Here is a 26,149-nt window from a genome sequence, read left to right on the forward strand (position 1 = left end):
ACCACCCGCCCGCGCCCGCCATGTGCGTTAAGACCTCGCTGCGTTCGCCACATCCGACGCATTCCGCCACCAGAGCTGCGCGATGAGTCTGACCAGCCATCTGCGCAGCCGGCTGCTGTTGCTGACGCTCGGCCCCGTGCTGCTCGTCACTGTCGTCATGGCCGCATGGACCGGCGCCGCGCGGCTGTTCGATGCTCGCGCCGCCCAGCAGACACTGGGCGAAACGCTGGTACGCCAGATCGCGCAATACGCCGAGCCGAGTCTGCGCTCGGGCGAGCTCGAACATCTGCGCCGCGGCATCCTGACCCTGCTCGCGGAATCACCACTGGCCTGGGTGTCGGTCGAAAACGCCGCCGGTACTGTGATCATCCGTGAACCGGCCGCCGAGGCGGACGCCGCCGAGAACACCTCGCGCGTCTTCGAGGCCAACGTTCATGCGCTGGAAACGCGCGATCCCGACAGCAACACCAGCCCGGCGACGGCCAGTGCACCGCTCGGCCGGATACGCCTCGCCCTCGATGGCGCGGCCCTGCGTGACATACAGCGCGAACTGCTGATCACGATGCTGGTACTGCCGGTGAGCGCGGCACTGATCGCGCTGATCAGCCTGCGCCTGGGCCTGACCGCAATCATCACCCCGCTGCTGCGGCTGCGTCACTGGCTGCACCGCCTGCGCAACGGTCAGTTCGACGTCCCCGTGGAGCCGGCTCAGGGACGGGGGGTGCTCGGCACGATGGAGCGTGACCTGGTCGCTCTGGCGCAGACCCTGCGCGAGCAGCGGGCCACGCTGCAGCTGCGCGACGAGCAGTCAATGGCGGAGTTGCGCGAGACGCTGGAAGAACTCGAAATCAAGAACGCTGAACTCGACATCGCCCGCAAGCGCGCCCTGCAGGCCAGCCGCATCAAGTCGGAATTCCTGGCCAATATGAGCCACGAAATCCGCACGCCGATGAACGGCGTCATGGGCTTCATCGAATTGCTCGGCAAGACCGAGCTTTCGGGCGTGCAGATCAACTATCTGCAGACGATCCGGGCATCTGCGCAACACCTGATGACCATCCTCAACGACATCCTCGACCTGTCGAAGATCGAGGCTGGCAAGCTGCGGCTCGCCAAACGCCCCTTCGATCTGCGTGCCCAACTGGAAACGGCGGTCGGCCTGTTCGTGCCGAATGCCGAGACCAAAGGCCTGTCGCTGATCCTCGACATCGATCCCGAACTGCCGCAGGAGCTGATCGGCGACGGTCCGCGCATCGCTCAGATCGTCACCAACTTCGTCAGCAATGCGATCAAGTTCACCGAACGCGGCGACATCGAAGTCACCGCCCGGGTACTGGCACAGAATCCGGCGACCGCGACGATCAGCCTGACCGTCCGCGACACCGGCATCGGCATCTCGGTCAACGATCAGGAGCGGCTGTTCCGCGCCTTCGACCAGCTCGATGCGCCTGCCGCGGGCAAGCAGCCGGGCACCGGCCTGGGCCTGGCGATCTGTCGTCACCTGGTCGACATGATGGATGGGCAGCTGCGCGCCGAGAGCACCCCCGGCGCAGGTTCGAGCTTCCAGGTGACGCTGACACTCGAACAGTCGAACCTGCCGTTGACGGCCCGGCCGCGCCCGCCGCTGACCCATCTGCGGGCCATCAGCGTGACCCGCGACCCTGTGCTGGCCCGCGCACTGGGGCATCTGCTCGCCTTGCGTGGCGTCCATGCCCTCAGCTGCAACAACACCGCCGAACTGACCAGCCTGCTGCGTGAACATCCAGCCGAGCAGGCGCTGCTGATCGGCCTGGACCTGCGGACCTTTCCCAGTGCCTGGCAAGTCATCGACGCCCTGCTCAGCCAGCGCGACACACACCTGCGCGGCGGCATTCTGCTGATCGGTGGTGAAGATGCGGCGGCGATCCCGACCCTCTGCCCCAACCTGCGCACACGCTGCATTCCCCGCCCGCCGATGAGTGCCGACATCCTCACCGCACTCGACGAATTATTCAGCGCCATGCCCACTCTGCCGGAGCCGCTGGCGCGACACGACTGGGCGGCGAGCGCTCCGCAGACCGGGGACAACGCGGGCGCCGGCGGGCGCATGCACGGCCTGTGCGTACTGATCGCCGATGACAACCTGATCAACCGCCAGCTGGCTCGCATCTTCCTCACGCAACTCGGCGCAACGGTCGACGAGGCGCGCGACGGTGAACAAGCGGTGCAGGCTGCGGTCACACAGCATTACGACCTGATCCTGCTCGATCTGCACATGCCGGGCGTGGATGGTTACGCGGCGGCCCAGCGCATCCGGGGTGACGGCCTCAATACCGGCACACCGATCATCACCCTGAGCGGCGACGCCCTGCCCGCCGGCGAACGGCCGGCCTGCATCGACGATCATCTGCAAAAACCGATCACGGAAGAAGCGCTGATCGGCACACTGTTACGTTGGAGCAATCGCCGTCCGGTACTGGGCGGCAGTTAGGGAGAGCCAAACAGGTGTCGTCCGAATTACCTGCATATGATCCCGCCGATGCCCTGCGCGTCACCGGCAATCGCCCCGATGTCGCGCATCATCTGCTCGGCCTGCTGCGCAAGGACCTGCCGGCACAGCGCGAACGTTTGGCCGTACTCATCGCCGATGCAAGCTGGCCGGGAGTCCGCGAACTGGCGCACAAACTCGCCGGCTCAGCCCTGTATTGCGGCGCACCGGCCCTGCTGTGCGCCTGCCGCGCGCTGGAGGCACGCATCGAGGAAAACACCGATCAGCCGGAGGACGCCGAATGGCTCGGTGCCGAGGTGCTGACGCAGATCGATCGCTTTCTGCGTGAAGCCCCTGCCGGCTGAAACCCTCAGCCTTCGAGCACCACGCAGGCCACGGCGTAGTCACGCTCGTCGCTGATCGACAGCCAGCTCGCACTGACGCCGAGCTGTTCGCAGCGCGCGCGCGCTGCGCCGTGCCAGCACAACAGCGGGCGACCGAGCACATCGTGCGCCACGCCGATCTGACTCAGGCCGATCCCCTCGGCCACCCCGGTGCCCAGCGCCTTGACCGCCGCTTCCTTTGCCGCGAAACGCCGTGCCAGCAGGCGCGCCGGCGCCCGGCTTGCCCGGAACTCGGCCAGCTCCTGTTGCGTCAGCAGTTTCTCGGCGAAACGCTCGCCGATGCGGGCCAGGCTGTCCTCGATGCGGGCGATGCGCACGATGTCAGTGCCGATGCCGAGAATCATGCGAGACCTCGTCCCTCGCGCATCAGGCGGCGCATCTCGCGCACCGCCGCGTCGAGGCCACTGAATATCGCCTGCGCGATGATGGCGTGGCCGATGTTGAGTTCATGCAGCTGGGGAATGGCCGCCACCGGCTTGACGTTGTGATAGTGCAGGCCGTGGCCGGCATTGACGATCAAACCGAGCGCCGCCGCCTGCTGCGCCGCGGTCTGCAGACGTTCAAGCTCCACCGCCGCCTCGGCCGCCGTTGCCGCGTCGGCGTAACGGCCGGTATGCAGTTCGATCTTCGGGGCTCCGCAGCGCGCCGCCGCCTCGATCTGCCGCGGATCGGCGTCGATAAACAGCGATACGGCAACGCCGGCAGCCGCCAGCCTCAAGCAGGCCTGGTGCACACGCTCAAAACCGCCGACGACGTCGAGTCCGCCCTCAGTGGTCAGTTCCGCGCGTTTTTCCGGCACCAGGCAGGCATCGGCCGGACGGATGCGCTCGGCAATGGCGAGCATCTCGTCGGTTACCGCCATCTCGAAGTTCATGCGCGTTTGCAGGACCTGCGCCAGCCGTTCGACGTCGCGGTCCTGAATGTGGCGGCGATCCTCCCGCAGATGCACGGTGATGGCATCGGCGCCGGCCTGCTCCGCGACCAGCGCAGCCTGCACCGGCTCCGGATAGCGCGTACTGCCGCGCGCCTGACGCAGCGTGGCGACATGATCGATATTGACGCCGAGCAGCAGCTCGGGCTTGAGGTCGGTATTCAAACGCAATCTCCCCGGGACTCGACAGCCCGGAACGCACGCGCCAATTCGCGCGCGCGCAACGGCCGCCCGCCCAACCAGTGATCAATCAAGGCACGACTCAAGCGGCGCGCGCCGGCCAGCGTCGCCGCATCAGGAAATTCGCCGGCCGCCAGCGCCAGCAGGATGGCACCACGCACGACGATGCCGCCGCTCGCTGACTGCAGCGGCAGCGGGCCGGCTTCGGGCAGATAGCGGTAATCACGATCGGCCTGCACCGGCGTCACACCATCGGCTTCCGTGACGAGCGCAGCGGCGTAGCCCAGTGCTTCGAGCAGCTCGCGTTCAAAGACCCGCAGCGCTGGCTGCGGATCAGTGGCTTCAGCAAGCGCGCCGACGGCTGCACGGTAATGCCCGAGCAGCAGCGGATGCGGATCGTCGCGGGCGAGCAGTGCCAGCAGCAGCTCATTGAGGTACAGGCCGGCAACGGCGCGCTCGCCACTCAGCCAGCTGGCCTGTCCTGCAGCCTCGGCTGCATTCAGCGAGGCCAGCTCACCGCGTGCCAGATAACTGATCAGCAGCGGCTGAAACGGCCGCAGCAAACCCTTCAAACGAGAACGCGGGCCGCGGGCGCCACGCGAGACAGCACCGATGCGGCCGTGGTGCAGCGTAAACAATTCGAGCAGCAGGCTGGAATCGCGGTACGGGCGGGCATGCAGCACATAGGCGGGTTCGAGCTCTACGCGCATGGTCCTGCCACCCGCTCAAACGCTATCGTCAGACTCCTGGAAACCGAGGCTGCGCAGGGCACGCTCATCGTCCGACCAGCCTTCACGCACCTTGACCCAGGTTTCCAGATACACCTTGGCATCGAAGATTTTTTCCATATCGATGCGGGCCAGGCGGCCGGCCTCGCGCAGGATGCTGCCCTTGTCGCCAATGACGATGGCCTTCTGCCCCTTGCGCTCGACCCAGATCACGGCGTTGATGCGGTTCAAACGCCCCTCGACTTCGAATTTTTCGATCTCCACCGTCAGCGCATAGGGCAGCTCGGCGTCGAGGACACGGGTCAGTTTCTCGCGGATCAGCTCGGCCGCCAGGAAGCGTTTGCTCGCCGTGGTGATCTGATCCTCGTCAAAGAAGAATTCATGTTCCGGCAGCAGGCCGGCGAGCTCGGTCTCAAGCTCCGCGGCATTCGTCCCCTTCTGCGCCGAAATCGGCAGCACCGCTGCGAACGTGCGCTTTCCAGCCATCTGCTGCAGGAATGGCAACAGCTGCGCCTTGTCCTTGATGCGATCGACTTTGTTGACGGCGAGCACGACCGGCCCGGTGTAGCCCTCCAGGCGCTGCAGCACGGCCTCGTCTTCATCGGTCCAGCGCAGCGCCTCGACGAGGAAGACCACGACATCGACGAAACCGAGCACGTTGCCAGCGGCGCGGTTCATGTAGCGGTTCATCGCTTTCTTGCCGCCGAGATGCAGTCCCGGCGTATCGACATAGACGATCTGCGTGTGCTCCAGCGTCTGAATGCCGAGAATCGTATGGCGCGTCGTCTGCGGTTTGGGCGACGTGATACTCAACTTGAAAGCGAGCAGACGGTTCAGCAGCGTCGATTTGCCGACGTTGGGTCTGCCGAGCAAGGCGACATAGCCGGCACGGGTCGACTGGCCGCTGACGGGGGGGGTTTCAGTCATCGTTGAGTTGTTCCAGAGCTTGGCGAGCAGCAGACTGCTCTGCCTTGCGACGGCTGCTGCCGGTCGCCATGACGATAAGGTCACCGCAGGCACACTCGACCGTGAAGGTCTGCGCATGTGCCTCGCCGGCGACGGCAATAACCCGGTAGGCTGGCAGCGGCTGCTGTCGCGCCTGCCGGTATTCCTGCAAACGGGTTTTCGGGTCCTTGAGCTCGGCAGCAGCCGGCAGATGATCGAGGCGCTGTGCATAAAGGGCCAGCACCACGCCTTTGCAGGTTTCAAAATCGCTGTCGAGGTAGATGGCCCCCAGCAGGGCCTCGACGGCGTCGGCCAAAATCGACGCGCGCCGGTAACCGCCACTTTTCAGCTCCCCGGAGCCCAGGTGCAGGCATTCACCGATATCGAGCTCGCGGGCCAGTTCGGCCAGCGTATCCTCGCGCACCAGCAGCGCCCGCAAGCGCGACAGATCGCCTTCGCTGGCATGCGGCTGGAGCCGGAAAACCGCTTCCCCGATGATGCAGTTGAGCAGCGCATCACCGAGAAACTCCAGACGTTCGTTGTTCGAACCCCCCGCCGAGCGATGCGTCAGCGCCGCAGCCAGCAACGCCGGATCATGAAACGCATGTCCGAGTCTGCGGCTCAGTCGCACACTCGGGTCGATCAGACCATTCACTACTTGACCACCACTTGCTCATGGCTGAACTTGACGACGACGTCGATGTTTCCAATCAAGGGCTTGCGCACCTCATAGTCGATGCCCACCGTCAGGCGGCCAGCCTCTTTGCTGATGTGCACATCGGACGGCTTGATTTCCTCGATGTTGTTGACATCAAAACGCTTGGCCAGCGCACTGCGCAACTCGTTCGGCGAACGTTGTGTCACATCCGGTTCGAGCGCCAGGCCTTCGATCGCTGCATTCACCGTCCAATCCGCCATGTAGATCGGCACGATCCGCATAGCGATAAAACCGACGAAACCGATACAGCCGAGTATGAGCAGCACCGATAACGGACTAAGCCCGCGTTGAGCATGACGTGAGGCCACGGTATTCATTCAATGAATCTCCCTATGCGGGCACAATGACCGTTGCCGGTCACGCAGCTCCAGTTCATCCAGATCATGAAAGCTTTGCCAATCAGGTTTTCTTCGGGCAGGAAGCCCCAGAAGCGACTGTCCTGACTATTGTCACGGTTGTCACCCATCGCCAGATAGTGACCCGCCGGCACGGTCACGCCCTGATCGAGAGGAATCGCGTACATGCCGATATGTTCGGCGACGTGGGGATTGATCTGGATCGCATGCTGATGTTCGCCCAATGTTTCCTCGCGCGCATCGAACCCTGGCAGCAGGGTGTCGAGCGGCGAAGTCAATGTCGACTGCTCGACCGGCTGGCCATTGACGAACAACTGCTTGTCCCGATAGACGACGTGATCCCCGGGCAGCCCGACGATGCGCTTGATGTAGGCGATCGACGGATCTTGCGGATAGCGGAACACCGCGACGTCACCACGCTGCACCGAACCGGTATCAAGAATTTTGGTATTCAGCACCGGCAGGCGCAGCCCCCAGGAGAATTTGTTGACGAGGATGAAGTCGCCAATGTCGAGCGTCGGCAGCATTGAACCCGAGGGAATACGGAACGGCTCGAACACGAACGAGCGCAGCACCAGCACCACGATGATCACCGGGAAGAACGACCGCGACCAGTCGACGTACCAGGGCATCTGCACCGGCTGACTGCTGCTCTGCTGCATGCGCAGACGGGCCGGAGCCAGCACCCAGGCATCGAGCGCATAGACCGCACCTGTCAGCAGCGCAGCAAGCACCAGCGCGGCGGCGAAATCGAAACTCATCGGGTTCTCCTCACTTTTTATCGACTTGCAGCACTGCCAGGAAGGCTTCCTGCGGAATATCGACCTTGCCGACCGACTTCATGCGTTTTTTACCTTCCTTCTGTTTCTCCAGCAGCTTGCGCTTGCGCGACACGTCGCCGCCGTAGCATTTCGCCAGCACGTTCTTGCGCAGGGCCTTGACCGTCGAGCGGGCGATGATGTGGCTGCCGATCGCAGCCTGGATCGCAACTTCGAACATCTGCCGCGGAATCAGCTCCTTCATGCGTTCGACCAGATCGCGGCCGCGGTACGGCGCCTGCTCGCGATGCACGATGATCGCCAGCGCATCGACCTTCTCACCGTTGATCAGCACATCGAGCTTGACCAGCGGTTCGGCCTGGAAACGCTCGAAGCTGTAGTCGAACGAGGCGAAGCCGCGCGACACCGACTTCAGGCGGTCGAAGAAATCGAGTACCACTTCGGACATCGGCAGCTCGAACTGCAGCTGCACCTGGCCGCCGGCCGCATAGTGCATGTTGCGCTGCACACCGCGCTTCTCGATGCACAGGGTAATGACGTTTCCGAGATAGGTCTGCGGCACCAGAATGTTGGCGAGAATGATCGGTTCGCGGATTTCACCGATGTAATTCGTCGCCGGCAGCTTGTCCGGATTGTCGATGTAGACCGTCTCGCCTGAGGTGGTAACGACTTCGTAGACCACGGTCGGCGCCGTCGTAATCAGGTCGAGATCGTATTCGCGCTCCAGCCGCTCCTGGATGATCTCCATGTGCAGCATGCCGAGGAAACCGCAGCGGAAACCGAATCCGAGCGCCTGCGAGGTCTCCGGCTCGTAATGCAGAGAAGCATCGTTCAGGCGCAGCTTGGCCAGCGCTTCACGCAGCTCCTCATACTGATCGGACTCGATCGGGAACAGACCGGCAAACACCCTGGGCTGTACCTTCTGGAAACCGGGCAGTGGGTCGGTGGCCGGATTGCCGGCATCGGTAATGGTGTCGCCAACCGGTGCGCCGTCGATCTCCTTGATGTTGCCGATGACGTAACCGACCTCGCCAGCCGACAGCACCGGCTTGTCGAAACGCTTGGGAGTAAAGACGCCGACCTTGTCGACCAGATAGACACGATCCGACGACATCATGCGGATCTTCTGCTTCGGCGCGATCTGACCGTCGACGACGCGCACCAGCGAGACGACGCCAACGTAGGCGTCGAACCAGGAATCGATGATCAGCGCCTTCAGCGGTGCCTGCGGGTCACCTTTCGGTGCCGGGATGCGCCCGACCAGCTGTTCGAGCAGATCCTCGACATTGAGCCCGGTCTTCGCCGACACGCGCACGGCATCACTGGCATCGATGCCGATGATGTCACCGATTTCCTCGATGACACGCTCCGGCTCGCACTGTGGCAGGTCGATCTTGTTGAGCACCGGCATCACTTCGAGGCCCTGCTCGATGGCCGTATAGCAGTTGGCGACCGATTGCGCCTCGACGCCCTGGGCCGCATCGACCACCAGCAGCGCCCCCTCACAGGCCGCCAGCGAGCGGCTGACCTCATAGCTGAAGTCGACGTGGCCTGGGGTATCGATGAAGTTGAGCTGATAGATCTGACCGTTGCGCGCTTTGTAGTCAAGCGAGACCGACTGGGCCTTGATGGTAATGCCGCGCTCGCGTTCGAGATCCATCGAGTCGAGCACCTGCGCGGACATCTCGCGGTCCGACAAGCCGCCGCAAATCTGGATGATGCGGTCGGAGAGCGTCGATTTGCCGTGATCGATATGGGCAATGATCGAAAAATTACGGATATGGTCCATCGCTGCCATGATGAGGGTCCAGTCGGGCCGGGCCCGTAAGAACGAAACGGGCGCTGATTCAGTCAAAAATCGTTAAAAAACGCAGCGTTATGGCGCACGCAAAGCCAGATAGGCCGGCCCGCTGCGCCGCTGCACCAGTAACGCGAAAGCGCTGCCGGCAGGCAAGGCTGCGAGCAGGTGATCGAGTACGTCAGGGCTTGTGATCGGACTGCCGTTGAACATCGTCAGCAGATCGCCCTGGCGCAGCCCGCCCCGCGCACCGACGCCATTTTCGAGACTTTCGATCAGTGCTCCGCCGCTGGCGACATCGAGCAGCTGACGCAGCTCATCGGGTACCGGCGCCAACCGCAGACCGATGCGATTGAGCGGTCGCTGCGGCGCGGGCGGTGCCTGCTCCGTATCGCCGGTGGCATCCTGATCGCGCAGCTCGGTGATGCGGACCTGTACCTGCTTCTCCCGCCGCTCACGCAGCAGCGTCAGGGCGATGTCACTGCCGACGACGGTGGCCCCGACCATGGGCGGCAGAGCAGTCGACAACTCGACGTCGTGCCCATCGAAGCGGGTGATGACATCACCGACCCGCACCCCCGCCACGGCCGCCGGGCTCTGCGCGAAGACTTTGCTGACGAGGGCTCCGCGCGGCGTCGCGACGCCGAAGGCTTCTGCCAGATCGCGGGTCAACGGCTGTACCTGGACACCGAGCCAGCCGCGGCTGACACGGCCGTTGCGGCGCAACTGCTCGACGACATCAATGGCCGTCTCGATCGGAATCGCAAACGACAGGCCCATGTAACCGCCCGTCTGGCTGTAGATCTGCGAATTGATGCCCACCACTTCGCCATGCAGATTGATCAGAGGTCCGCCGGAATTGCCCGGATTGATCGGCACGTCGGTCTGTATGTATGAAACATACGGCTCGGTCGGCAGGCTGCGCCCCTTTGCACTGACAATCCCTGCGGTCACCGATTGCTCGAAACCGAAGGGTGAACCGATCGCCAGCACCCACTCGCCGACCTCCAGATCCTTGGCGCGACCGAGCGTAGCGACGGGCAGGTGATCGGCATCGATCTTGAGCAGCGCCAGATCGGTACGTTCGTCACTGCCGACGACCCGCGCCGGCAGCTCGCGACGGTCACTCAGCCGAACCAGGATTTCCTCGGCATCCGCAACGACATGCTGATTGGTGAGGATGAAACCGTCCTCGCTGATCAGCAGACCTGTGCCGAGAGACTCATCGGCGCCCTGCCCCTCCTCGTCATCCGAGGAATCCTGCCGTGACGTGGCAGCCTGCTCGCTGCTACCGCCACTGGTGCTGATGTTGACTACCGCACCGCTATTGCGTTTGACCACCGAAGGAAAATCCGGCAGCCCTGCTGCACTCGCCATGAAGGCGCAACCGAACATCAGCCATGCGGCCAGAGCGCCTCCTCTAGCGATCATGCGTCACCTCCGTCAAAAAGATCGCGAAGTATACGCTGCCGCCCCGGCACTTGCTGAAGAGGAAACGTCTCACAAACGCCGCAGCACGACCGGCTGATAGCGCGGATCGCGCCGCACGGCGTGCGCAAAATGGCGCGCCGCCGCCATGCCGATTGCCAGACCGCCCAAACCGCAGACGATCGCAGCACCGTCACCTGCGCTCGCCCCAAGCAGGACGGCATAGACGATCATGCCCAGCAGCAGCCCGAGCAAGGGCACACCGTAAACGATCAAGGAGCCGCTGATCAGTGCACCTTCAGCGAGTCCCAGTTCGACCTCATCACCCGGCGCGAGCGTCAGGGGACTGAGTACAGTGACGATATTGCGCTTGCCGCCCGTGATCTTGCCGATCACCGAGGTGCCACAGCCGCTGCTGACACTGCAGCTGCCGCAAGCGCTGCGCCGCCGCGTTTCGACAAGAAAACGCCCGTCGGCCGCGGCACTGACAACGACACCGGACTCGACGATCATTGCGTGGCCCTCGCAGCACCCGAAGCCGGCTGTAATGCCAGCGCCACCGCTTCAACCGTACTTCTCGGCACCTCACCGATCACCACGATCTGTTTACCGTCGATCACACGACCAAGAGCGCTCATCGCTCCGGTGCGCGAATAACCACGCAGCAGTGGTTCTTCGCTGTCGAGCGATTCGACGAATACGGAAATCGTCGCGAGCCCGTCACTCAGCACGTAATGATCGGTGAGACGCCCGTCCCCCAGCCGGTCGAAGCGACTGAAACGCACTTCCGCAAAACCTGCAGGCAAAGTGGCAAAGGTCCACGCCTGCTGCCCACCGAGTCCACTGCCGCTCTGAATGCGCAGGCGCTCCTGTATCGCCGGCGCATCGGCATCTTTGCGTGACGGCACATCTGCCGGTGGTGTTGGCGGCGAATCCAGAAAATGCAGCTCGGTGAACATCAGTTGCTCAAGCGGTTCACCCCGCTCGTCAAGCAAGGCGGTACGCACGACCATGCCAGTCTGTTCTTCCAGCCACAGGCGATAGCCGTAACGCAGGGAATCGCGTGGTAGCAGTGACAGAACCTGCGTCGCGTGATCGGCGACACGGTCCTCGCCGGCCAGTTCGAATCGATAGTGGGCGGCCAGTGCGTCAAGATTGGCGGGCAGCGTCACCGGAAAGGGCGAGGCACGCTCATCGTTGCTGCTCAGCGAGACTTTCCCCTGCGGCAGCGAACAGGTCAGGCTCCTGCTACCGAGGACGACTTGCCGCGGCGCACCGGACAGGGATGAAAGGCGTTGCCATTCGCCTGATGCGTCATGGCCATGCACGATGCGCATCGCTTCCAGACGCCCGCCCTGCACATAGACAAACGTACCTTCGAAATTCAGCGAGGAAATGCCGGCCATGGATTTTTCGATCCAGGCGCGGACCTCATCACTCTGTGGCTGCGGCTCCGCCGCGAACACCAGCACGGGCAACAAGGCGAGCAGCAGGCCCGCTCCGCGATGACACTTCACGCGCACCCCCGTCAACGCCCGCTCTCGTAGCCCACCATGCGCACATAGGGCAACACACCACTCATCTGGTTCATCGTCGCTGATTCGTTATGACTGACGACGTAGCTGCTGAGCGGCTCGCGCGACTTCCAGCGCCCCTGTGCAGGCTCGGGGGCGGCATCAGGGAAAGCCGCCACCGGCACGGCCCTGACGGCCGCCGTGGCAACGACCCGGCTGGGCTGCTCGACCAGCACCGCTGCAGGTACCGGCACACTGCTGGCGACGGTCACGACGCCCGGAGCGCCCCCCTGCTGCGGCCCGAAGCCGAGCAGGATGCCACCCGCCACGGAAGCCGCAACGGCGATCCCTGCCGCCGGCCGCAGCCAGCGACGTCTTGCCAGCGAAGGCGCCGGCAGGGACTCGTTGGCTATTGCAGCGGATACCCGTGCGGCCAGATCGAAAGGCATCGCCCCGGGCAGATTGCTGCGCATGGCTTCGCCAATCACGTGGTACCGACACCATGTATCGCGATGTTCATCATCGCGCCCCAGCCGCTTGACGAGCAGCTCAACTTCACGAGCATCAAGCTCCCCATCCATCAAGGCCGAAATCTGCTCACCGATCTGTTGGGTCATGGTCAAAACCCTGTTACGCATCCAGTAATGGACGCAAGTGCCTGTCAATCGACTCGCGCGCGCGGAAAATGCGCGAACGAACCGTACCGATGGGACAACCCATGGTCTGCGCGATCTCTTCGTAACTCATGCCTTCGAGCTCCCGCAGTGTGATTGCCGTGCGCAAATCTTCGGGGAGCGCCTCGATTGCGCGCAGCACGGTCGCCTCGATCTCATCCCTGAGCAGAAAACGCTCCGGAGTATCCGTCTCCTTGAGTAACGAAGCCCCCTCGTACTGCTCCGCTTCACTGGCGTCGATATCGGAACCAGGCGGCCGCCGCCCCTGGGCGACGAGGTAGTTCTTCGCCGTATTGATCGCGATGCGGTACAGCCAGGTATAAAACGCACTGTCCCCGCGGAAGCCGGGTAGCGCACGATACGCTTTGATGAAAGCTTCCTGAGCAACGTCAAGCGCCTCGGTCTGATCGTGCACATAGCGCGACACCAGTTTCACGATCTTGAACTGGTATTTGAGGACGAGCATATCGAATGCACGCTTATCCCCTTGCTGGACCTTCTGGACCAGTTCCTGATCAGTATTCGTCTCGCCCATTCGGGCAAACCCCTTAGGAAGTCAGGCTGTTCCCGATGAGCTGCCTGAGTAGACCGTCAGGCTCTGGCTTGGTTCGCAAGCACTTCGGGAATGTGATTATGATGATGCGTTGCACTAAAGCGCTGCTGCACCCTGCTGCGGCGCCACGGTATCCCACAGCAAAGTGACCCTCAAGAGATGTCCACTCAGCATTCGAGCGACGTTCTGATTATCGGTAGTGGGGCCGCCGGCCTCAGCCTAGGGCTGCGGCTTGCGCAGCATGCCAGCGTAGCCGTTTTGGCCAAAGGTCCGATTTCGGAAGGCAGCACCAACTACGCACAAGGCGGCGTTTCAGCTGTATTCGACGCTGAAGATTCGATCGAATCACACATCCAGGACACGCTGGTCGCCGGGGCGGGACTATGCCATGAAGACGCGGTTCGCTTCACGGTCGAACACGGGCCCGAATCCATCCGCTGGCTCAGCGATCAGGGCGTGCCGTTCACCCTGGCCACCCGGGAAGATGGCACACAGGAGTATCACCTCACCCGCGAAGGCGGCCACAGCCATCGCCGAGTCGTGCATGCCGCCGACGCGACCGGACGCGCCATCCAGACGGCGCTGGAAGACCGCGCGCGGGCGCAAACCGGTTTACAGCTGTTCGAACACCACATCGCCGTTGACCTGATCACCAGCCGCAAGCTCGGCCTGGGCGGCAACCGCTGCCTGGGCGCCTACGTCCTCGACCGGCATACCGGGCGCATCGACGTCTTCCGCGCCCGTTTCGTCATTCTCGCCAGTGGCGGCGCCAGTCGCGTCTACCTGTATTCAAGCAATCCCGACGGCTCGACCGGCGACGGCATCGCGATGGCGTGGCGTGCCGGCTGCCGCGTCGCCAACATGGAGTTCATGCAGTTCCACCCGACCTGCCTCTATCACCCCGAGGCCAAGTCCTTCCTGATCACGGAAGCCGTGCGCGGTGAAGGCGGCCATTTGTTGCTGCCGGATGGCACGCGCTTCATGGAGCGCTTCGATCCCCGCCTCGAACTGGCACCGCGCGACATCGTCGCCCGTGCCATCGACCATGAAATGAAACGCCTGGGCGTCCCCTGCCTCTATCTGGACATCAGCCACCGTCCTGCCGAATTCATTCGCGAACACTTCCCCAATGTCTACGCGAAATGCCTCGAATACGGCTTCGACATGACCAAAGAGCCGCTGCCGATCGTTCCGGCAGCCCACTACACCTGCGGCGGCGTCATGATCGATTTTTCCGGCCGCACCGACGTCGAAGGGCTTTACGCCGTCGGAGAGGTGGCGTTTACGGGACTGCACGGTGCAAACCGCATGGCGTCGAATTCGCTGCTCGAATGCCTGGTGTTCGCGGCGGCGGCCGGCCGCGACATTCTCGATCGCCTTGAGCGGATGCCCGAAGTGCCCGACCTGCCCGCCTGGGACGAAAGTCGCGTCACCGACTCCGACGAAGAAGTCGTGGTCACCCACAACTGGCAGGAGCTGCGCCGCTTCATGTGGGACTACGTGGGCATCGTGCGCACCAACAAGCGCTTGCAGCGGGCCAAGAACCGGGTGGAACTGCTGCTACGCGAAATCGAAGAGTATTACGGCAACTTCCGCATCTCGGCCGATTTGATCGAGCTGCGCAATCTCGCACAGGTCGCCGAACTGATCATCCGCTGTGCGCTGACACGACATGAAAGCCGCGGCCTGCATTACACACTCGATCATCCGCTGCTCGATAAAGCACACCCGGCACGCGACAGCGTCGTGGTACCAACCAACTTCGCGCAGGCAGATCGCCGTCCCTCCTGGAGCGCTTGAGCCCGTCAGCGATACAGCAGACGCAAACGCACACGCAGCCGACGCAAAAGATCCGGATCAACGGCGTCGGCTGCGATAAGCAGCGCCCGGGGCAGCCAATCACGGCTTCGCGCGAAGCGCACGATCACCAGCCACGGCTGCACATATACCGACACCGGCTCGACCTGTTCCCAGTCCGCTGAACCTCGACCGCGCACATGCCATTCGCCATCGGCATCAATGCGGAAAACCGCTACATCCGGGTAAACGAACAGGCGCAGCTGCCGCACTGCGGACAGCGTGAGCAGCGCCGCCAGCAGCACCATGACCAGCATGGGCAAACGGCTGTCGAACAGCGCCCAGCCACCGAGCAGATGCCCCAGCACCAGCGCACTGAACACGCTCGGCGATGAGCGCACGTTCACCTCAAGGCATGGCGAGCATCTTGGCGAGGACATGACTAACCTGCGGATCCTGCGGGGCTTCCCGTCCACTCACCCACAGCCACAACTCCGGATCCTGCATCTCGACGATGCGCTCGAACACCGCCTGCTCCTGCGGCGTAGCCGAGTCATAGTGATGATCAAGGTAGCGGAGCATGACGATATCCAGCTCCTTCATCCCGCGGCGGCAACGCCAGTACAGCTTTGACTTAAGGCTCATCGATCCCTCCGATTCGTCAATCTGCACGAAAACATAAGGGGCGACATTAAGCCGCCCCTTTGATCGTCAGCGCGATGGACGCTGCTTACAGGCTGCGTTCCAGCAGCAGCTTCTTGATTTCGCCGATCGCCCGCGCCGGGTTCAGACCCTTCGGACAGGTCTTCGCGCAGTTCATGATGGTATGGCAGCGGTACAGACGGAACGGATCGTTGAGATCATCCAAACGATCGCCGGTGAACTCATCGCGGCTGTCGATGATCCAGCGGTAGGCCTGGAGCAGAATTGCCGGACCGAGGTAGCGATCACTGTTCCACCAGTAGCTCGGACACGAGGTCGAGCAGCTGGCGCAAAGGATGCACTCGTACAAGCCATCGAGCTTTGCACGATCCTCTTTCGACTGCAGGCGCTCACGCTCGGGCGGCAAGGTCACCGTCTGCAGCCACGGCTTGATCGAAGCGTACTGCGCATAGAAGTGAGTCAGATCCGGCACCAGATCCTTGACCACCGGCATGTGCGGCAGCGGATAGATCTTGACGTCGCCCTCGACATCCTCGATCGCCTTGATGCACGCCAGGGTGTTGGTCCCGTCGATATTCATCGCGCAGGAACCGCAAATGCCCTCGCGGCAGGAACGCCGGAACGTCAGTGTCGGATCGATCTCGTTTTTGATCTTGATCAGCGCGTCCAGAATCATCGGGCCGCAGCTGTCCAGATCGATGTCGTAGGTATCGACACGCGGGTTCTGCCCCGCGTCCGGGTCCCAGCGATAGATCTGAAAGCTGCGCACGCGCTTGGCACCGCTCGGGGCATGGTAGGTCTTGCCCTTGCCGACGATCGAGTTCGCGGGAAGCTTGAATTCAGCCATTTTTCTCCAGCTCCTATCAGTAGACCCGCTTCTTCGGCGCGATGTACTCAATCTCGTCGGTCAGCGTGTAGGTGTGCACCGGTCGATAGTCGATGTTCACCTTTCCGCCTTCAGCCACGGAAGCCAGCGTGTGCTTCATCCAGTTGGCATCATCACGCTCCGGATAGTCCTCGTGGGCGTGGGCGCCGCGGCTCTCCTTACGATTGTTCGCGGAAGCCATCGTCACCAGTGCGCAACCGAGCAGGTTGTGCAGCTCCAGCGTCTCCACCAGATCGGAGTTCCAGATCAGGCTGCGATCAGAGACCTTGACGTCCTCGAACGAGTTATAGAGCTCGGTAATGGCCTCAAGCCCTTCCTCCAAGGAAGCATCGGTGCGGAACACGGCGGCATCATTCTGCATCGTACGCTGCATCGCAGCGCGGATCTGCGCAGTCGACTTCGAGCCGTTGGCGTTGCGAATCTGATCGAAGCGCTCGACGATCGCGTCGACGGCACCGGCCGGCAGCGGTTTCTGCGAGGCGCCCGGTGTAACCGTTTCAGCGCAGCGATTCGCAGCGGCGCGGCCGAAGACGACCAGATCGAGCAGCGAATTCGAACCGAGCCGATTGGCTCCGTGCACCGACACGCAGGCGGCTTCGCCGATGGCCATCAGGCCCGGAACGACCGCATCCGGGTTGCCGTCGACCAGATTGACGACTTCACCGTGATAGTTCGTCGGAATACCGCCCATGTTGTAGTGGACGGTCGGCAGCACCGGGATCGGCTCCTTGGTGACATCGACACCGGCGAAAATCTTCGCGGTTTCGGCGATGCCCGGCAGGCGCTCATTGATGACTTCGGGACCGAGGTGTTCAAGGTGCAGGTAGATGTGGTCCTGATGCGGACCGACGCCACGCCCTTCGCGGATCTCGATGGTCATCGAGCGCGACACCACGTCGCGCGAGGCCAGATCCTTGGCGTTGGGGGCATAACGCTCCATGAAGCGCTCGCCCTGGGCGTTCGTCAGATACCCGCCTTCGCCGCGGCAGCCTTCAGTCAGCAGGCAACCGGCGCCGTAAATGCCGGTCGGGTGGAACTGCACGAATTCCATGTCCTGCAGCGGCAGTCCCGCACGCAGCACCATGCCGTTGCCGTCGCCGGTACAGGTGTGTGCCGAGGTCGCCGAGAAGTAGGCACGGCCGTAACCACCGGTCGCCAGGACGACGCGCTGGGCACGGAACACATGCAAGGTGCCTTCAGCGAGATCCCAGGCCACGACACCGCGGCAGGTGCCGTTGTCCATGATCAGATCCAGCGCGAAGTACTCGATGAAGAACTCAGCGTGGTGACGTAGCGACTGCTGATACAGCGTATGCAGAATCGCGTGACCGGTACGGTCCGCCGCCGCGCAGGTGCGCTGCGCCTGGCCTTCGCCGAAATTGGTGGTCATGCCACCGAACGGGCGCTGGTAGATCTTGCCTTCCTCGGTACGCGAGAACGGCACACCCTGATGCTCAAGCTCGATGATCGCCGGGATGGCCTCACGGCACATGTATTCGATGGCGTCCTGATCGCCGAGCCAGTCGGAGCCCTTGACCGTGTCATACATATGCCACTGCCAGCAGTCCGGCCCCATGTTGCCCAGTGCGGCGGAAATGCCGCCCTGCGCCGCCACGGTGTGCGAGCGGGTCGGGAACACTTTCGTCAGACAGGCAGTGCGCAGCCCCTTCTGCGCCATGCCAAACGTCGCGCGCAAGCCTGCTCCGCCGGCGCCGACGACAACCACGTCGTAAGTATGTTCGACGATCTTATAATCGGTGGTAGCCATGAATCCTCAGCCTCCGAAGGCGATCTTGAGTACGGAGATGACAGCCGTCGCGCCAGCGATGATGACGACGAAGTTCATCGCCAGCAGCGAAGCAAGCTTGATCATCTCGCCATGCACGTAGTCTTCGATCACCACCTGCAGGCCAAGCTTGGCGTGGTAGAACATGGTCACCAGCAGCGCGACGAGCAGCGCCGCATTGAACGGCTGCCCCACCCAGGACTTCATCGTGGCGTAGTCGGCATGGGCGACCGAAATCAGCGAAATCGCGAACCAAAGCACCAGCGGCACGAGAATGACAGCGGTCAGACGCTGCACCCACCAGTGCTCTACGCCACTTTTGGCAGAACCCAGGCCGCGAACACGGGCAAGCGGATTACGTAAGCTCATCATCATCCCCCTCAGACAGCGATGACCCAGCAGATGAACGTCAAGGCAGCCGAGGTGGCCAGAACCATCTTGCCGGTCTTGTATGCGGTGGGAATGTCATAACCCCGGCCGGAATCCCAGTACAGATGACGGATGCCGTTGCAGAGGTGGTAAAACAAAGCCCACGTCCAGCCGAACAGCACCAGCAACCCGAGCATCGAACCCAGTACGTGCTGCGCTTTTTCATAGGCTTCCGGGCCGATGGCAGCGGATATCAGCCAGTAGACGAGCAGCAGCGAGCCTACTGACAGCACGACGCCCGTAGCGCGGTGCATGATTGATAGAACCGACGTCAACTGCGGCTTATAAACCTGAAGATGCGGCGAAAGCGGCCGCTTATCCGTTGCCATGTATGTCCACCTCGTGATGCTGGCCTGACGCTGGTTTATCGTTCTAGTCCGACCACCCGGGAGTGGCCGAAGCCCTCACAGCGGAACCGTTTGCACACCTCCGTATGCAAACGGTTCCGACAAAAAACGGCGAAAAAACACGGACATTACGCCAGAGATCATTTGGCGTAATGCACGGCAAATGAATTCAGGGGCCGTTAATTGATTCAATGCGCCATACACACCGCGCAAGACCAATGAACATGCCGGCAATAGCCACGCCCTGTTAATGGCCAATTTCAGAAATCGATACAACGACCGTTCTTTTCCCAATCACCGTAGCGCGTTGGCTCCGGCCCTCGACGCCCCCCCACCTCGGAAGTCGCCGTCACGTTATGGGATGTCGCATCGGCGGCGGCTCCCTCCGCTACACCGCTGCCACCCTGAGCTTGGAGCTCAGCAGAAACAGAGAATTCGGACGCGTCTTGCGAGGCCTCGCGCGAATCCGTCATAGTCGCTCCTCTCCCATTCGCACAGTCGCTCTGAACCCTGGCAAAAAAACATGCCGACGCGAAGTGCGGTTTTTGTATTGGCTGCGCATTATGCGGATTGACGCAAAACCTTGCAACGCGAGCCCCTCCCACTTGACACGCTTCCGCATCCTGCAAACGAAATTCCGCTGATCAGCAATCCACAAAGGCTTATCCCGTCTCATGAATCACGATTGGGCGTCTTTCTTGAGTGAATATCGTCAGTCATCGCCGACTGCCACGCTCTGCGGCGCTGACGGCATACGTGCCCTGAGCGGGCCCGGAATCCTCTGTGCAGCGGAATCCTGGAGTCTCGCGCAGGCGCACGGCAGGGATGCAATCGCATTCCTGCAGGGGCAGCTGACCCAGGACGTGCGACGCATCGACCGCAGCACCAGCCTACCCGCCGCATACTGCAGCCCCAAAGGACGGGTACTGAGCACACTGCGCCTGTTCCTTCATCACGAAGATGTCGGACTGATCCTGCCAGCCGAACGCCGCACCGCCGTGCTGGAGCGCCTGAGCAAGTTCATTCTGCGCGCCGACGTTCACCTCAGTCCGACTGACGACCGGGTAACGTTTGGCTGCGCCGGCTCCGAGGCAGCTGGAATCCTCGCCTCAGTGCTGGGCATCGATCTGCCGGAAACACCGAACCACGCAAGCAGCACCCCGGATACCACGGTACTGCGCCTGCCCGCTCCGGTGGCCCGTTTCATCGTCATCACCACCAGCGAGCGGGCAAAGCCGCTCTGGCTCGGCTGTATAGAGGCCGGACTGCAGGTAACCGATGACGACACCTGGCGCTGGCTGGATATCGCCGCCGGCGCCGCCGAAATCGGCCCGACCGGGGTTGAAACATACACGCCGCAGATGCTCAACCTGCAGTTGACCGATGCCGTCAGCTTCACGAAAGGCTGCTACACCGGACAGGAAGTCGTTGCGCGGACGCAGTATCTCGGCGAGGTGAAGCGCAGGCTCTATCGCGCCCACATCGACGACACCCGCAGACCGCAAGCCGATGTAGCGCTATGGGCGCCAGGCGAAACCGAAGCCGAGCAGACGATCGGACGTCTACTGACCGTCAGCCCCCATCCCGATGGCGGCTTTGCGGCGCTTGCCGTCGTACAGGTTCACGCAACGGCAGCCGCCGAAGTTCGGCTGCAGGATGAAAACGGACCGATCGTCACACTGGAATCCCTGACGCCCGATCTTGAGGAAGAGGACTGAAAACGCCTTTATGCTCAGTCTTGGGCGATCATGTTGAGCGCCTTGATCGCCTCCTGCTCGTACTCACGAACCAGCCGATCGAGCAGTTCGCGATGTCCCTGTTGCTGCACCAGCTCGACACCGATACGGGTGACATCGCCGACTGCAGTCGTCCAGCGCACGAGCACGGTCATCGTCAGCTCGATCTTGCGCAAACGTGTCCCCAGACTGCCACTGCACTGCACCTGGATACCGGGTCGCAATCTGGCGACGCCAGACACATCCAGCCGCATACCGCTGACAGAAAAATCGCGCAGATAAGCCGTGGGCGCTTCGCCGTCTGGCAGCTGCAGCCGAAAAACCGCCTCGCCCGGGACTTCGACACGCAGACGCTGGCGCAAACCCTGAGGATGATCGCGCAGCCCGGCGATACGCAGCACCAGCGCATCCGCACTGGCCGCATACCGCTCAAAGCGCACCAGACGCCCTGGATCGTCCGTCGGTGCGTAGACGATGCAGCCGCGCTCTCCAGCGGCCAATACGGTCGATAAGCGCGGCGTGCGGCCGACCGTCAGGTAATACTCGTCGAGATCCACGAACGGTGCCGTCGCCGGAACCTGCAGCTCACGAAAGTAATTGAAGAACTCGACCTGCCCGTTAGCCCGCCACTGCGCCTGCAGCGCATGCAGCAGCTGTGCATCATGCTCAGCGCGAGCGCGCAGGGCGCTGCCGTCGTCCGCCCCTTCGGCAGCGTGCTCGCCGAAACGCTCGATGAATGCGTTATGTATCTGCTGATGCTGCAAGAACAAGGTACGCAACGCATCCAACGCTTCCAGCGGTGTCCGCTCCTGTGCATCGGCAAGAAGCGCTTCCAGATCAAACAGCTGGCAGCGCAGCAGGGTCTTCAGCAGAGCCCCTGATGGATAACCTGCGGCAATGCCGGCTGCAATGACCTCCTCAAGCTCCATTGGCGACGGATGCCCCAGCACCAGAGCCGCCAGTGCCTGCACGACTCGGTCATCGGGCGATCCAGCCCCCACCGCCGCGGCCAGCGCCGAGCGGCAATTCCAGAGCACTTCTTCCTGCGTCGCCACCACCCGTCCGCGCCTACTCTGGCCGCATGTGCGGGAACAGAATCACTTCGCGAATCGACGGCTGATCGGCCAGCAGCATCACCAGTCGATCGATGCCGATACCTTCGCCGGCAGTCGGTGGCAAACCGAATTCGAGCGCCCGCACATAATCGGCGTCGTAGTGCATCGCCTCCTGATCACCGGCATCTTTCTGCCGCACCTGCTCGCGGAAGCGTTCGGCCTGATCCTCGGCGTCGTTCAACTCGGAGAAACCATTGGCGATTTCGCGGCCACCGATGAAGAACTCGAAGCGGTCGGTGACCTCGGGGTTGTCATCATTACGCCGCGCCAGTGGCGACACTTCCGTCGGATACGCCGTGATGAAGGTCGGGTGGCGCAGCTTGTGCTCGACGGTCTCCTCGAAGATCAGCGTCTGCACCTTGCCAAGGCCATCGGCATCTTTGAACGGTACGCCGAGACGCGTGGCCAGTGCCCGCGCTGCATCGAGCGTCGCCAGATCCACGGCCACCACGCCATCGTTGTGCTCGACGATGGATTCAGGAATCGTCATCCGCGCAAACGGCTTGCCGAAGTCGTAAACCTCGCCCTGATACGGCACCTCGGTGCTGCCAAGAATCTCCAGCGCCATGCCGCGCAGCAGCGCCTCGGTCAGGTCCATCAGATCGTGGTAGTCGGCGTAGGCCTGATAGAACTCGATCATCGTGAACTCGGGGTTGTGCCGGGTCGACAAGCCCTCGTTACGGAAATTGCGGTTGATCTCGTAGACCCGCTCAAAGCCTCCGACCACCAGACGCTTGAGATACAGCTCCGGGGCGATGCGCAGGAACAGCTCCATGTCGAGCGCATTGTGATGCGTGACGAACGGACGTGCCGCGGCGCCGCCGGGAATGACGTGCATCATCGGCGTCTCGACTTCCATGAACTGGCGGGCGTCGAGGAAGTCACGCACGAAGCGGATCACGCGGTTGCGGATCTGAAAGGTACGCCGCGTCGAATCGTTCATGATCAAATCGACGTAGCGCTGCCGATAACGCACTTCCTGATCGGTCAGGCCGTGGAATTTCTCCGGCAGCGGGCGCAGCGACTTGGTCAGCAGACGCAGCTGCTCCACCTTGACCGACAGCTCTCCGGTCTTGGTGCGCATCAGCACGCCTTCGGCACCCAGGATGTCGCCGACATCCCAGCCCTTGAAGGCCGCATAAACCGACTCGCCGACCGTGTCGCGCTGGACGAACAGCTGAATCGAACCGCTCATGTCCTTGATCGACGCAAAGCTCGCCTTGCCCATGACGCGCTTGGCCATCATCCGCCCGGCCAGCGTCACGCGGACCGGCTGCGCTTCGAATGCTTCCGCCGATGTTTCCAGATAGCGCTGCTGCAGCTCTGCAGCCAGGTTGTCACGGCGGAAATCGTTCGGAAACGCCGTGCCGGTTTCACGCAGCTCGGTGAGTTTGCGGCGGCGTTCCGCAATCAGCTTGTTCTCGTCCTGCGGCGCTTCTGGCGTAGTGGAAACTTCAGTCATGGCGTTGGGCTAGATGTCTTCAGTGAAAACGATGGCGGAGCAGCCTGGCTGGCAACAAAACCAGGCCGCAGTCGAATGCATTACAGCCCGCTCTTCAGGCTGGCCTCGATGAACGGGTCGAGATCACCGTCGAGGACGGCCTGCGGGTTACCGGTCTCGTGGCCCGTGCGCAAATCCTTGATCCGCGACTGATCGAGCACGTACGAGCGAATCTGGCTGCCCCAGCCGATATCGGCCTTGCTGTCTTCCACCGCCTGCGACGCCGCACGCCGTTTCTGCATCTCCATCTCATAGAGTTTCGATTGCAGCTGCTTCATCGCCGTCGAACGATTCTTGTGCTGCGAACGGTCACTCTGACAGGCGACGACGATACCCGAGGGCACGTGCGTGATGCGGATCGCCGACTCGGTACGGTTGACGTGCTGACCACCGGCACCGGAAGCGCGGAAGGTGTCGACCTTGAGGTCGGCCGGGTTGATCTCGATCTCGATGCGATCATCGATCTCGGGGGAAACGAACACCGAGGTGAAGCTGGTGTGACGACGGTTGTCGGAATCGAACGGCGATTTACGCACCAGCCGGTGCACGCCGGTTTCCGTCCGCAGCCAGCCGTAGGCGTATTCACCTTCGAAACGGATCGTGCAGGACTTGATGCCGGCGACTTCCCCTTCGGAGACTTCAAGGATCTCGGTCTTGAAGCCGCGGCGCTCACCCCAGCGCAAGTACATGCGCATCAGCATCTCGGCCCAGTCCTGCGCCTCGGTACCGCCGGCACCGGCCTGAATGTCGAGGAAGGCGTTACAGCCATCCGCCTCGCCGGAAAACATGCGGCGGAATTCCAGATCGGCGATCTGCTTCTCGAAGCGCTCCAGATCCTTGGCCACCGCGCCCACCGCAGCTTCATCCTGCTCCTCTGCGGCCATGTCGAGCAGGTCGGCGGCGTCCTTCAGACCCTTGCCCATCGAATCCAGGCCGAGCACGACGCGTTCGAGCGACGCACGCTCGCGACCGAGCGCCTGCGCCCGCTCGGCGTCGTCCCATACATTCGGCTGCTCCAGCTCGCGGACAACTTCGGTCAAGCGTTCCTGCTTGCGATCGAAGTCAAAGATACCCCCTAAGAGCCGCGGATCGCTCTTCCAACTCGTTGATCTGGTTGTAGTAAGGGTTTAGCTCAAGCATTGTCTTCGTCGCATCGGAGGCCGCAGGAAAGCGTTGCATTCTATCTCGCCCCCTTCCCTGCGCCTATAGTGCAGCGGCGCTGCCTGTCCGCTGAGATTGGAACTCGTCGCATCCCGTTCACCCCCATACGGGCAAATCTGCACAAGGCGCAGACGTATTCCCGCCATCGCCATCAAGCCCTTGATGCACAACGGGTCAATATCGCAGCCACGTCTGCGTCCTGGTCGCACACCGGCCCTCTCTGCGGATGCCGGAAAACGCCGCACTGCCACGGCGCTGCTATGCTGCTGCGTCCTCCTGGCCGCCCCGAAGATTCCCATGCCCCGTGACGACGTCGTTCGCGGCGCTGTGCTGCTTTGCGCCTCCGAATTCGTGTTCGCCCTGATGAATGCCCTGATCAAGCAGGCCTCGGTCACGCTGCCCACGGCGACCATCCTCGCCGAACGCCACTGGCTTGCGGTCATTGCCCTGCTGCCACTCGCCATACGTCGCGGCTACCTGGACTTCTCCGCGGTCAACCTGCGCTTTCACTTCGCCCGCTCACTGATCGGACTGGCTGCAATGTGGACCTCGTTCTACGCCGTCGGCCACCTGCCGCTGGCCGAGGCCGCCGTGCTGAAAATGACCTCGCCGCTGTTCGTGCCGCTGATTGCCGCGTTCTGGCTCGGTGAGGCCGTCGGTGCGCGCATCGTCTGGGCCGTCATCATCGGCTTCTGCGGCGTGCTGCTGATCCTGCGTCCGGGCAGCATGAGCTTCACGCCGGTCGCACTCATCGCAGTCACCAGCGGAGCCCTCGCCGCGCTGGCCCGCGTCATCATCCGGCGCATGTCCGCCGGGATCGCCGCGGGCGAAATCGTCTTCTACTACTCGGTGATCGGCGCCATCGTCACCACACCACCGGCGCTGACGACCGGTGTTGTCCCGAATACCTATGAATTCGGCATTGTCGCCATCCTGTCGCTGCTCGGCACCGGCGGACAGATGCTGATGACGCGGGCCTACGCCTGTGCGCCAGCAAGTGTCGTTGGCCCTTTCGGCTACACCGGTGTGGCCTTCGCCGCACTGCTCGGCTGGATCGCCTGGCAGGAAACCCCAGCCCCGGCGACCTTCTCCGGCGCCGCGCTGATCGTGCTCGCCGGCTGGCTGGTGATGCGGCCGCGGCCGTAAATCGCCCGTCACGTCATCCAAACCGTGCAGGCTGCGTGGCAGCAGCTACCCTCATGCTGCGCCTACAAAACCATGCTCTTGAGGTGTCCATATAAGCGCAGCGGTAG

Annotated in this window: 28 protein-coding genes; 5 read left to right on the forward strand and 23 right to left on the reverse strand. The window is 62.7% G+C overall.

Going from position 1 to position 26,149, the window contains the following annotated elements; genetic code table 11:
* Positions 1-82: 82 nt before the first annotated feature.
* Positions 83-2,470 (forward strand): ATP-binding protein, encoded by a 2,388-nt coding sequence (locus C7443_RS06915; RefSeq protein ID WP_110017865.1) that lies wholly within the window; start codon positions 83-85, stop codon positions 2,468-2,470.
* Between the two features lie 14 nt (positions 2,471-2,484).
* On the forward strand, positions 2,485-2,832 hold the full coding sequence (locus C7443_RS06920; protein WP_170123527.1) for an Hpt domain-containing protein: 348 nt from the start codon (positions 2,485-2,487) through the stop codon (positions 2,830-2,832).
* 5 nt (positions 2,833-2,837) lie between these two features.
* Here the strand turns inward: C7443_RS06920 and acpS are convergent, their stop codons facing one another.
* From acpS to rpoE, 13 genes are all read right to left on the reverse strand, one after another.
* Positions 2,838-3,215: a holo-ACP synthase gene (gene acpS / locus C7443_RS06925; protein WP_110017867.1), complete on the reverse strand. Its 378-nt coding sequence runs from the start codon at positions 3,213-3,215 to the stop codon at positions 2,838-2,840.
* A complete protein-coding gene (pdxJ, locus tag C7443_RS06930; RefSeq protein ID WP_110017868.1) occupies positions 3,212-3,967 on the reverse strand; it encodes a pyridoxine 5'-phosphate synthase in 756 nt (251 codons plus the stop codon). Before pdxJ ends, acpS begins: the two co-directional genes overlap by 4 nt.
* Positions 3,964-4,692, reverse strand: coding sequence for a DNA repair protein RecO (gene recO, locus C7443_RS06935; protein ID WP_110017869.1), 729 nt, complete (start codon positions 4,690-4,692; stop codon positions 3,964-3,966). Before recO ends, pdxJ begins: the two co-directional genes overlap by 4 nt.
* 15 nt (positions 4,693-4,707) lie before the next feature.
* The gene (era, locus tag C7443_RS06940) at positions 4,708-5,637 is read right to left on the reverse strand and encodes a GTPase Era (protein WP_110017870.1); all 930 of its coding nucleotides are present in this window, start codon (positions 5,635-5,637) and stop codon (positions 4,708-4,710) included.
* Complete coding sequence (rnc, locus tag C7443_RS06945) at positions 5,630-6,301, reverse strand: ribonuclease III (RefSeq protein ID WP_146213262.1); 672 nt, start codon at positions 6,299-6,301, stop codon at positions 5,630-5,632. Before rnc ends, era begins: the two co-directional genes overlap by 8 nt.
* Positions 6,302-6,309: 8 nt before the next feature.
* Entirely contained in the window at positions 6,310-6,690 is a 381-nt protein-coding gene (locus C7443_RS06950; RefSeq protein ID WP_110017871.1) for a DUF4845 domain-containing protein, read from the reverse strand.
* Entirely contained in the window at positions 6,687-7,490 is an 804-nt protein-coding gene (lepB, locus tag C7443_RS06955) for a signal peptidase I (protein WP_110017872.1), read from the reverse strand. Before lepB ends, C7443_RS06950 begins: the two co-directional genes overlap by 4 nt.
* A gap of 10 nt (positions 7,491-7,500) precedes the next feature.
* A complete protein-coding gene (lepA, locus tag C7443_RS06960) occupies positions 7,501-9,306 on the reverse strand; it encodes a translation elongation factor 4 (protein WP_110017873.1) in 1,806 nt (601 codons plus the stop codon).
* Positions 9,307-9,384: 78 nt separating this feature from the next.
* On the reverse strand, positions 9,385-10,737 hold the full coding sequence (locus C7443_RS06965; RefSeq protein ID WP_110017874.1) for a trypsin-like peptidase domain-containing protein: 1,353 nt from the start codon (positions 10,735-10,737) through the stop codon (positions 9,385-9,387).
* A gap of 69 nt (positions 10,738-10,806) precedes the next feature.
* Complete coding sequence (locus C7443_RS06970) at positions 10,807-11,247, reverse strand: SoxR reducing system RseC family protein (protein ID WP_110017875.1); 441 nt, start codon at positions 11,245-11,247, stop codon at positions 10,807-10,809.
* Positions 11,244-12,251: a MucB/RseB C-terminal domain-containing protein gene (locus C7443_RS06975; RefSeq protein WP_146213249.1), complete on the reverse strand. Its 1,008-nt coding sequence runs from the start codon at positions 12,249-12,251 to the stop codon at positions 11,244-11,246. The genes C7443_RS06970 and C7443_RS06975 overlap by 4 nt, the downstream gene beginning before the upstream one ends.
* A gap of 11 nt (positions 12,252-12,262) precedes the next feature.
* Positions 12,263-12,865 (reverse strand): sigma-E factor negative regulatory protein, encoded by a 603-nt coding sequence (locus C7443_RS06980; RefSeq protein ID WP_170123528.1) that lies wholly within the window; start codon positions 12,863-12,865, stop codon positions 12,263-12,265.
* Positions 12,866-12,878: 13 nt separating this feature from the next.
* The gene (rpoE, locus tag C7443_RS06985; protein ID WP_110017878.1) at positions 12,879-13,457 is read right to left on the reverse strand and encodes an RNA polymerase sigma factor RpoE; all 579 of its coding nucleotides are present in this window, start codon (positions 13,455-13,457) and stop codon (positions 12,879-12,881) included.
* Positions 13,458-13,634: 177 nt separating this feature from the next.
* Between rpoE and nadB the strand changes: the two genes are divergently transcribed.
* Complete coding sequence (gene nadB / locus C7443_RS06990; RefSeq protein WP_110017879.1) at positions 13,635-15,275, forward strand: L-aspartate oxidase; 1,641 nt, start codon at positions 13,635-13,637, stop codon at positions 15,273-15,275.
* Positions 15,276-15,280: 5 nt separating this feature from the next.
* Here the strand turns inward: nadB and C7443_RS06995 are convergent, their stop codons facing one another.
* From C7443_RS06995 to C7443_RS20520, 7 genes are all read right to left on the reverse strand, one after another.
* Entirely contained in the window at positions 15,281-15,673 is a 393-nt protein-coding gene (locus C7443_RS06995; protein ID WP_110017880.1) for a protein YgfX, read from the reverse strand.
* 7 nt (positions 15,674-15,680) lie between these two features.
* Positions 15,681-15,917, reverse strand: coding sequence for an FAD assembly factor SdhE (locus tag C7443_RS07000; RefSeq protein WP_110017881.1), 237 nt, complete (start codon positions 15,915-15,917; stop codon positions 15,681-15,683).
* A gap of 85 nt (positions 15,918-16,002) precedes the next feature.
* A complete protein-coding gene (locus C7443_RS07005; RefSeq protein WP_110017882.1) occupies positions 16,003-16,782 on the reverse strand; it encodes a succinate dehydrogenase iron-sulfur subunit in 780 nt (259 codons plus the stop codon).
* 16 nt (positions 16,783-16,798) lie between these two features.
* A complete protein-coding gene (sdhA, locus tag C7443_RS07010; protein WP_110017883.1) occupies positions 16,799-18,589 on the reverse strand; it encodes a succinate dehydrogenase flavoprotein subunit in 1,791 nt (596 codons plus the stop codon).
* A gap of 6 nt (positions 18,590-18,595) precedes the next feature.
* Complete coding sequence (gene sdhD, locus C7443_RS07015; RefSeq protein WP_342774214.1) at positions 18,596-18,982, reverse strand: succinate dehydrogenase, hydrophobic membrane anchor protein; 387 nt, start codon at positions 18,980-18,982, stop codon at positions 18,596-18,598.
* Between the two features lie 5 nt (positions 18,983-18,987).
* Positions 18,988-19,365 carry a succinate dehydrogenase, cytochrome b556 subunit gene (sdhC, locus tag C7443_RS07020; RefSeq protein ID WP_110017884.1) on the reverse strand — a complete coding sequence of 126 codons (378 nt, stop codon included), beginning with the start codon at positions 19,363-19,365 and terminating at the stop codon, positions 18,988-18,990.
* Positions 19,366-19,643: 278 nt separating this feature from the next.
* Positions 19,644-19,856 (reverse strand): DUF1674 domain-containing protein, encoded by a 213-nt coding sequence (locus tag C7443_RS20520; RefSeq protein ID WP_281279383.1) that lies wholly within the window; start codon positions 19,854-19,856, stop codon positions 19,644-19,646.
* Between the two features lie 225 nt (positions 19,857-20,081).
* Between C7443_RS20520 and ygfZ the strand changes: the two genes are divergently transcribed.
* A complete protein-coding gene (ygfZ, locus tag C7443_RS07030) occupies positions 20,082-21,101 on the forward strand; it encodes a CAF17-like 4Fe-4S cluster assembly/insertion protein YgfZ (RefSeq protein WP_170123529.1) in 1,020 nt (339 codons plus the stop codon).
* 14 nt (positions 21,102-21,115) lie between these two features.
* On the opposite strand, the gene C7443_RS07035 is transcribed toward ygfZ, so the two are convergent.
* The 3 genes from C7443_RS07035 to prfB form a co-directional block, all read right to left on the reverse strand.
* Complete coding sequence (locus C7443_RS07035) at positions 21,116-22,174, reverse strand: PilZ domain-containing protein (protein ID WP_146213250.1); 1,059 nt, start codon at positions 22,172-22,174, stop codon at positions 21,116-21,118.
* Between the two features lie 13 nt (positions 22,175-22,187).
* On the reverse strand, positions 22,188-23,696 hold the full coding sequence (gene lysS, locus C7443_RS07040; RefSeq protein WP_110017887.1) for a lysine--tRNA ligase: 1,509 nt from the start codon (positions 23,694-23,696) through the stop codon (positions 22,188-22,190).
* Between the two features lie 80 nt (positions 23,697-23,776).
* Positions 23,777-24,875 (reverse strand): peptide chain release factor 2 gene (gene prfB / locus C7443_RS07045; RefSeq protein ID WP_110017888.1). Its coding sequence is split into 2 segments (ribosomal slippage): positions 23,777-24,799 and positions 24,801-24,875, totalling 1,098 coding nucleotides; the frame shifts between segments, so codons are not numbered across the junction.
* 318 nt (positions 24,876-25,193) lie between these two features.
* Between prfB and C7443_RS07050 the strand changes: the two genes are divergently transcribed.
* Complete coding sequence (locus C7443_RS07050) at positions 25,194-26,042, forward strand: DMT family transporter (protein ID WP_170123530.1); 849 nt, start codon at positions 25,194-25,196, stop codon at positions 26,040-26,042.
* Positions 26,043-26,149: the final 107 nt, after the last annotated feature.

Source organism: Plasticicumulans acidivorans (genome assembly GCF_003182095.1).
In the GTDB taxonomy this organism is placed as follows: domain Bacteria; phylum Pseudomonadota; class Gammaproteobacteria; order Competibacterales; family Competibacteraceae; genus Plasticicumulans; species Plasticicumulans acidivorans.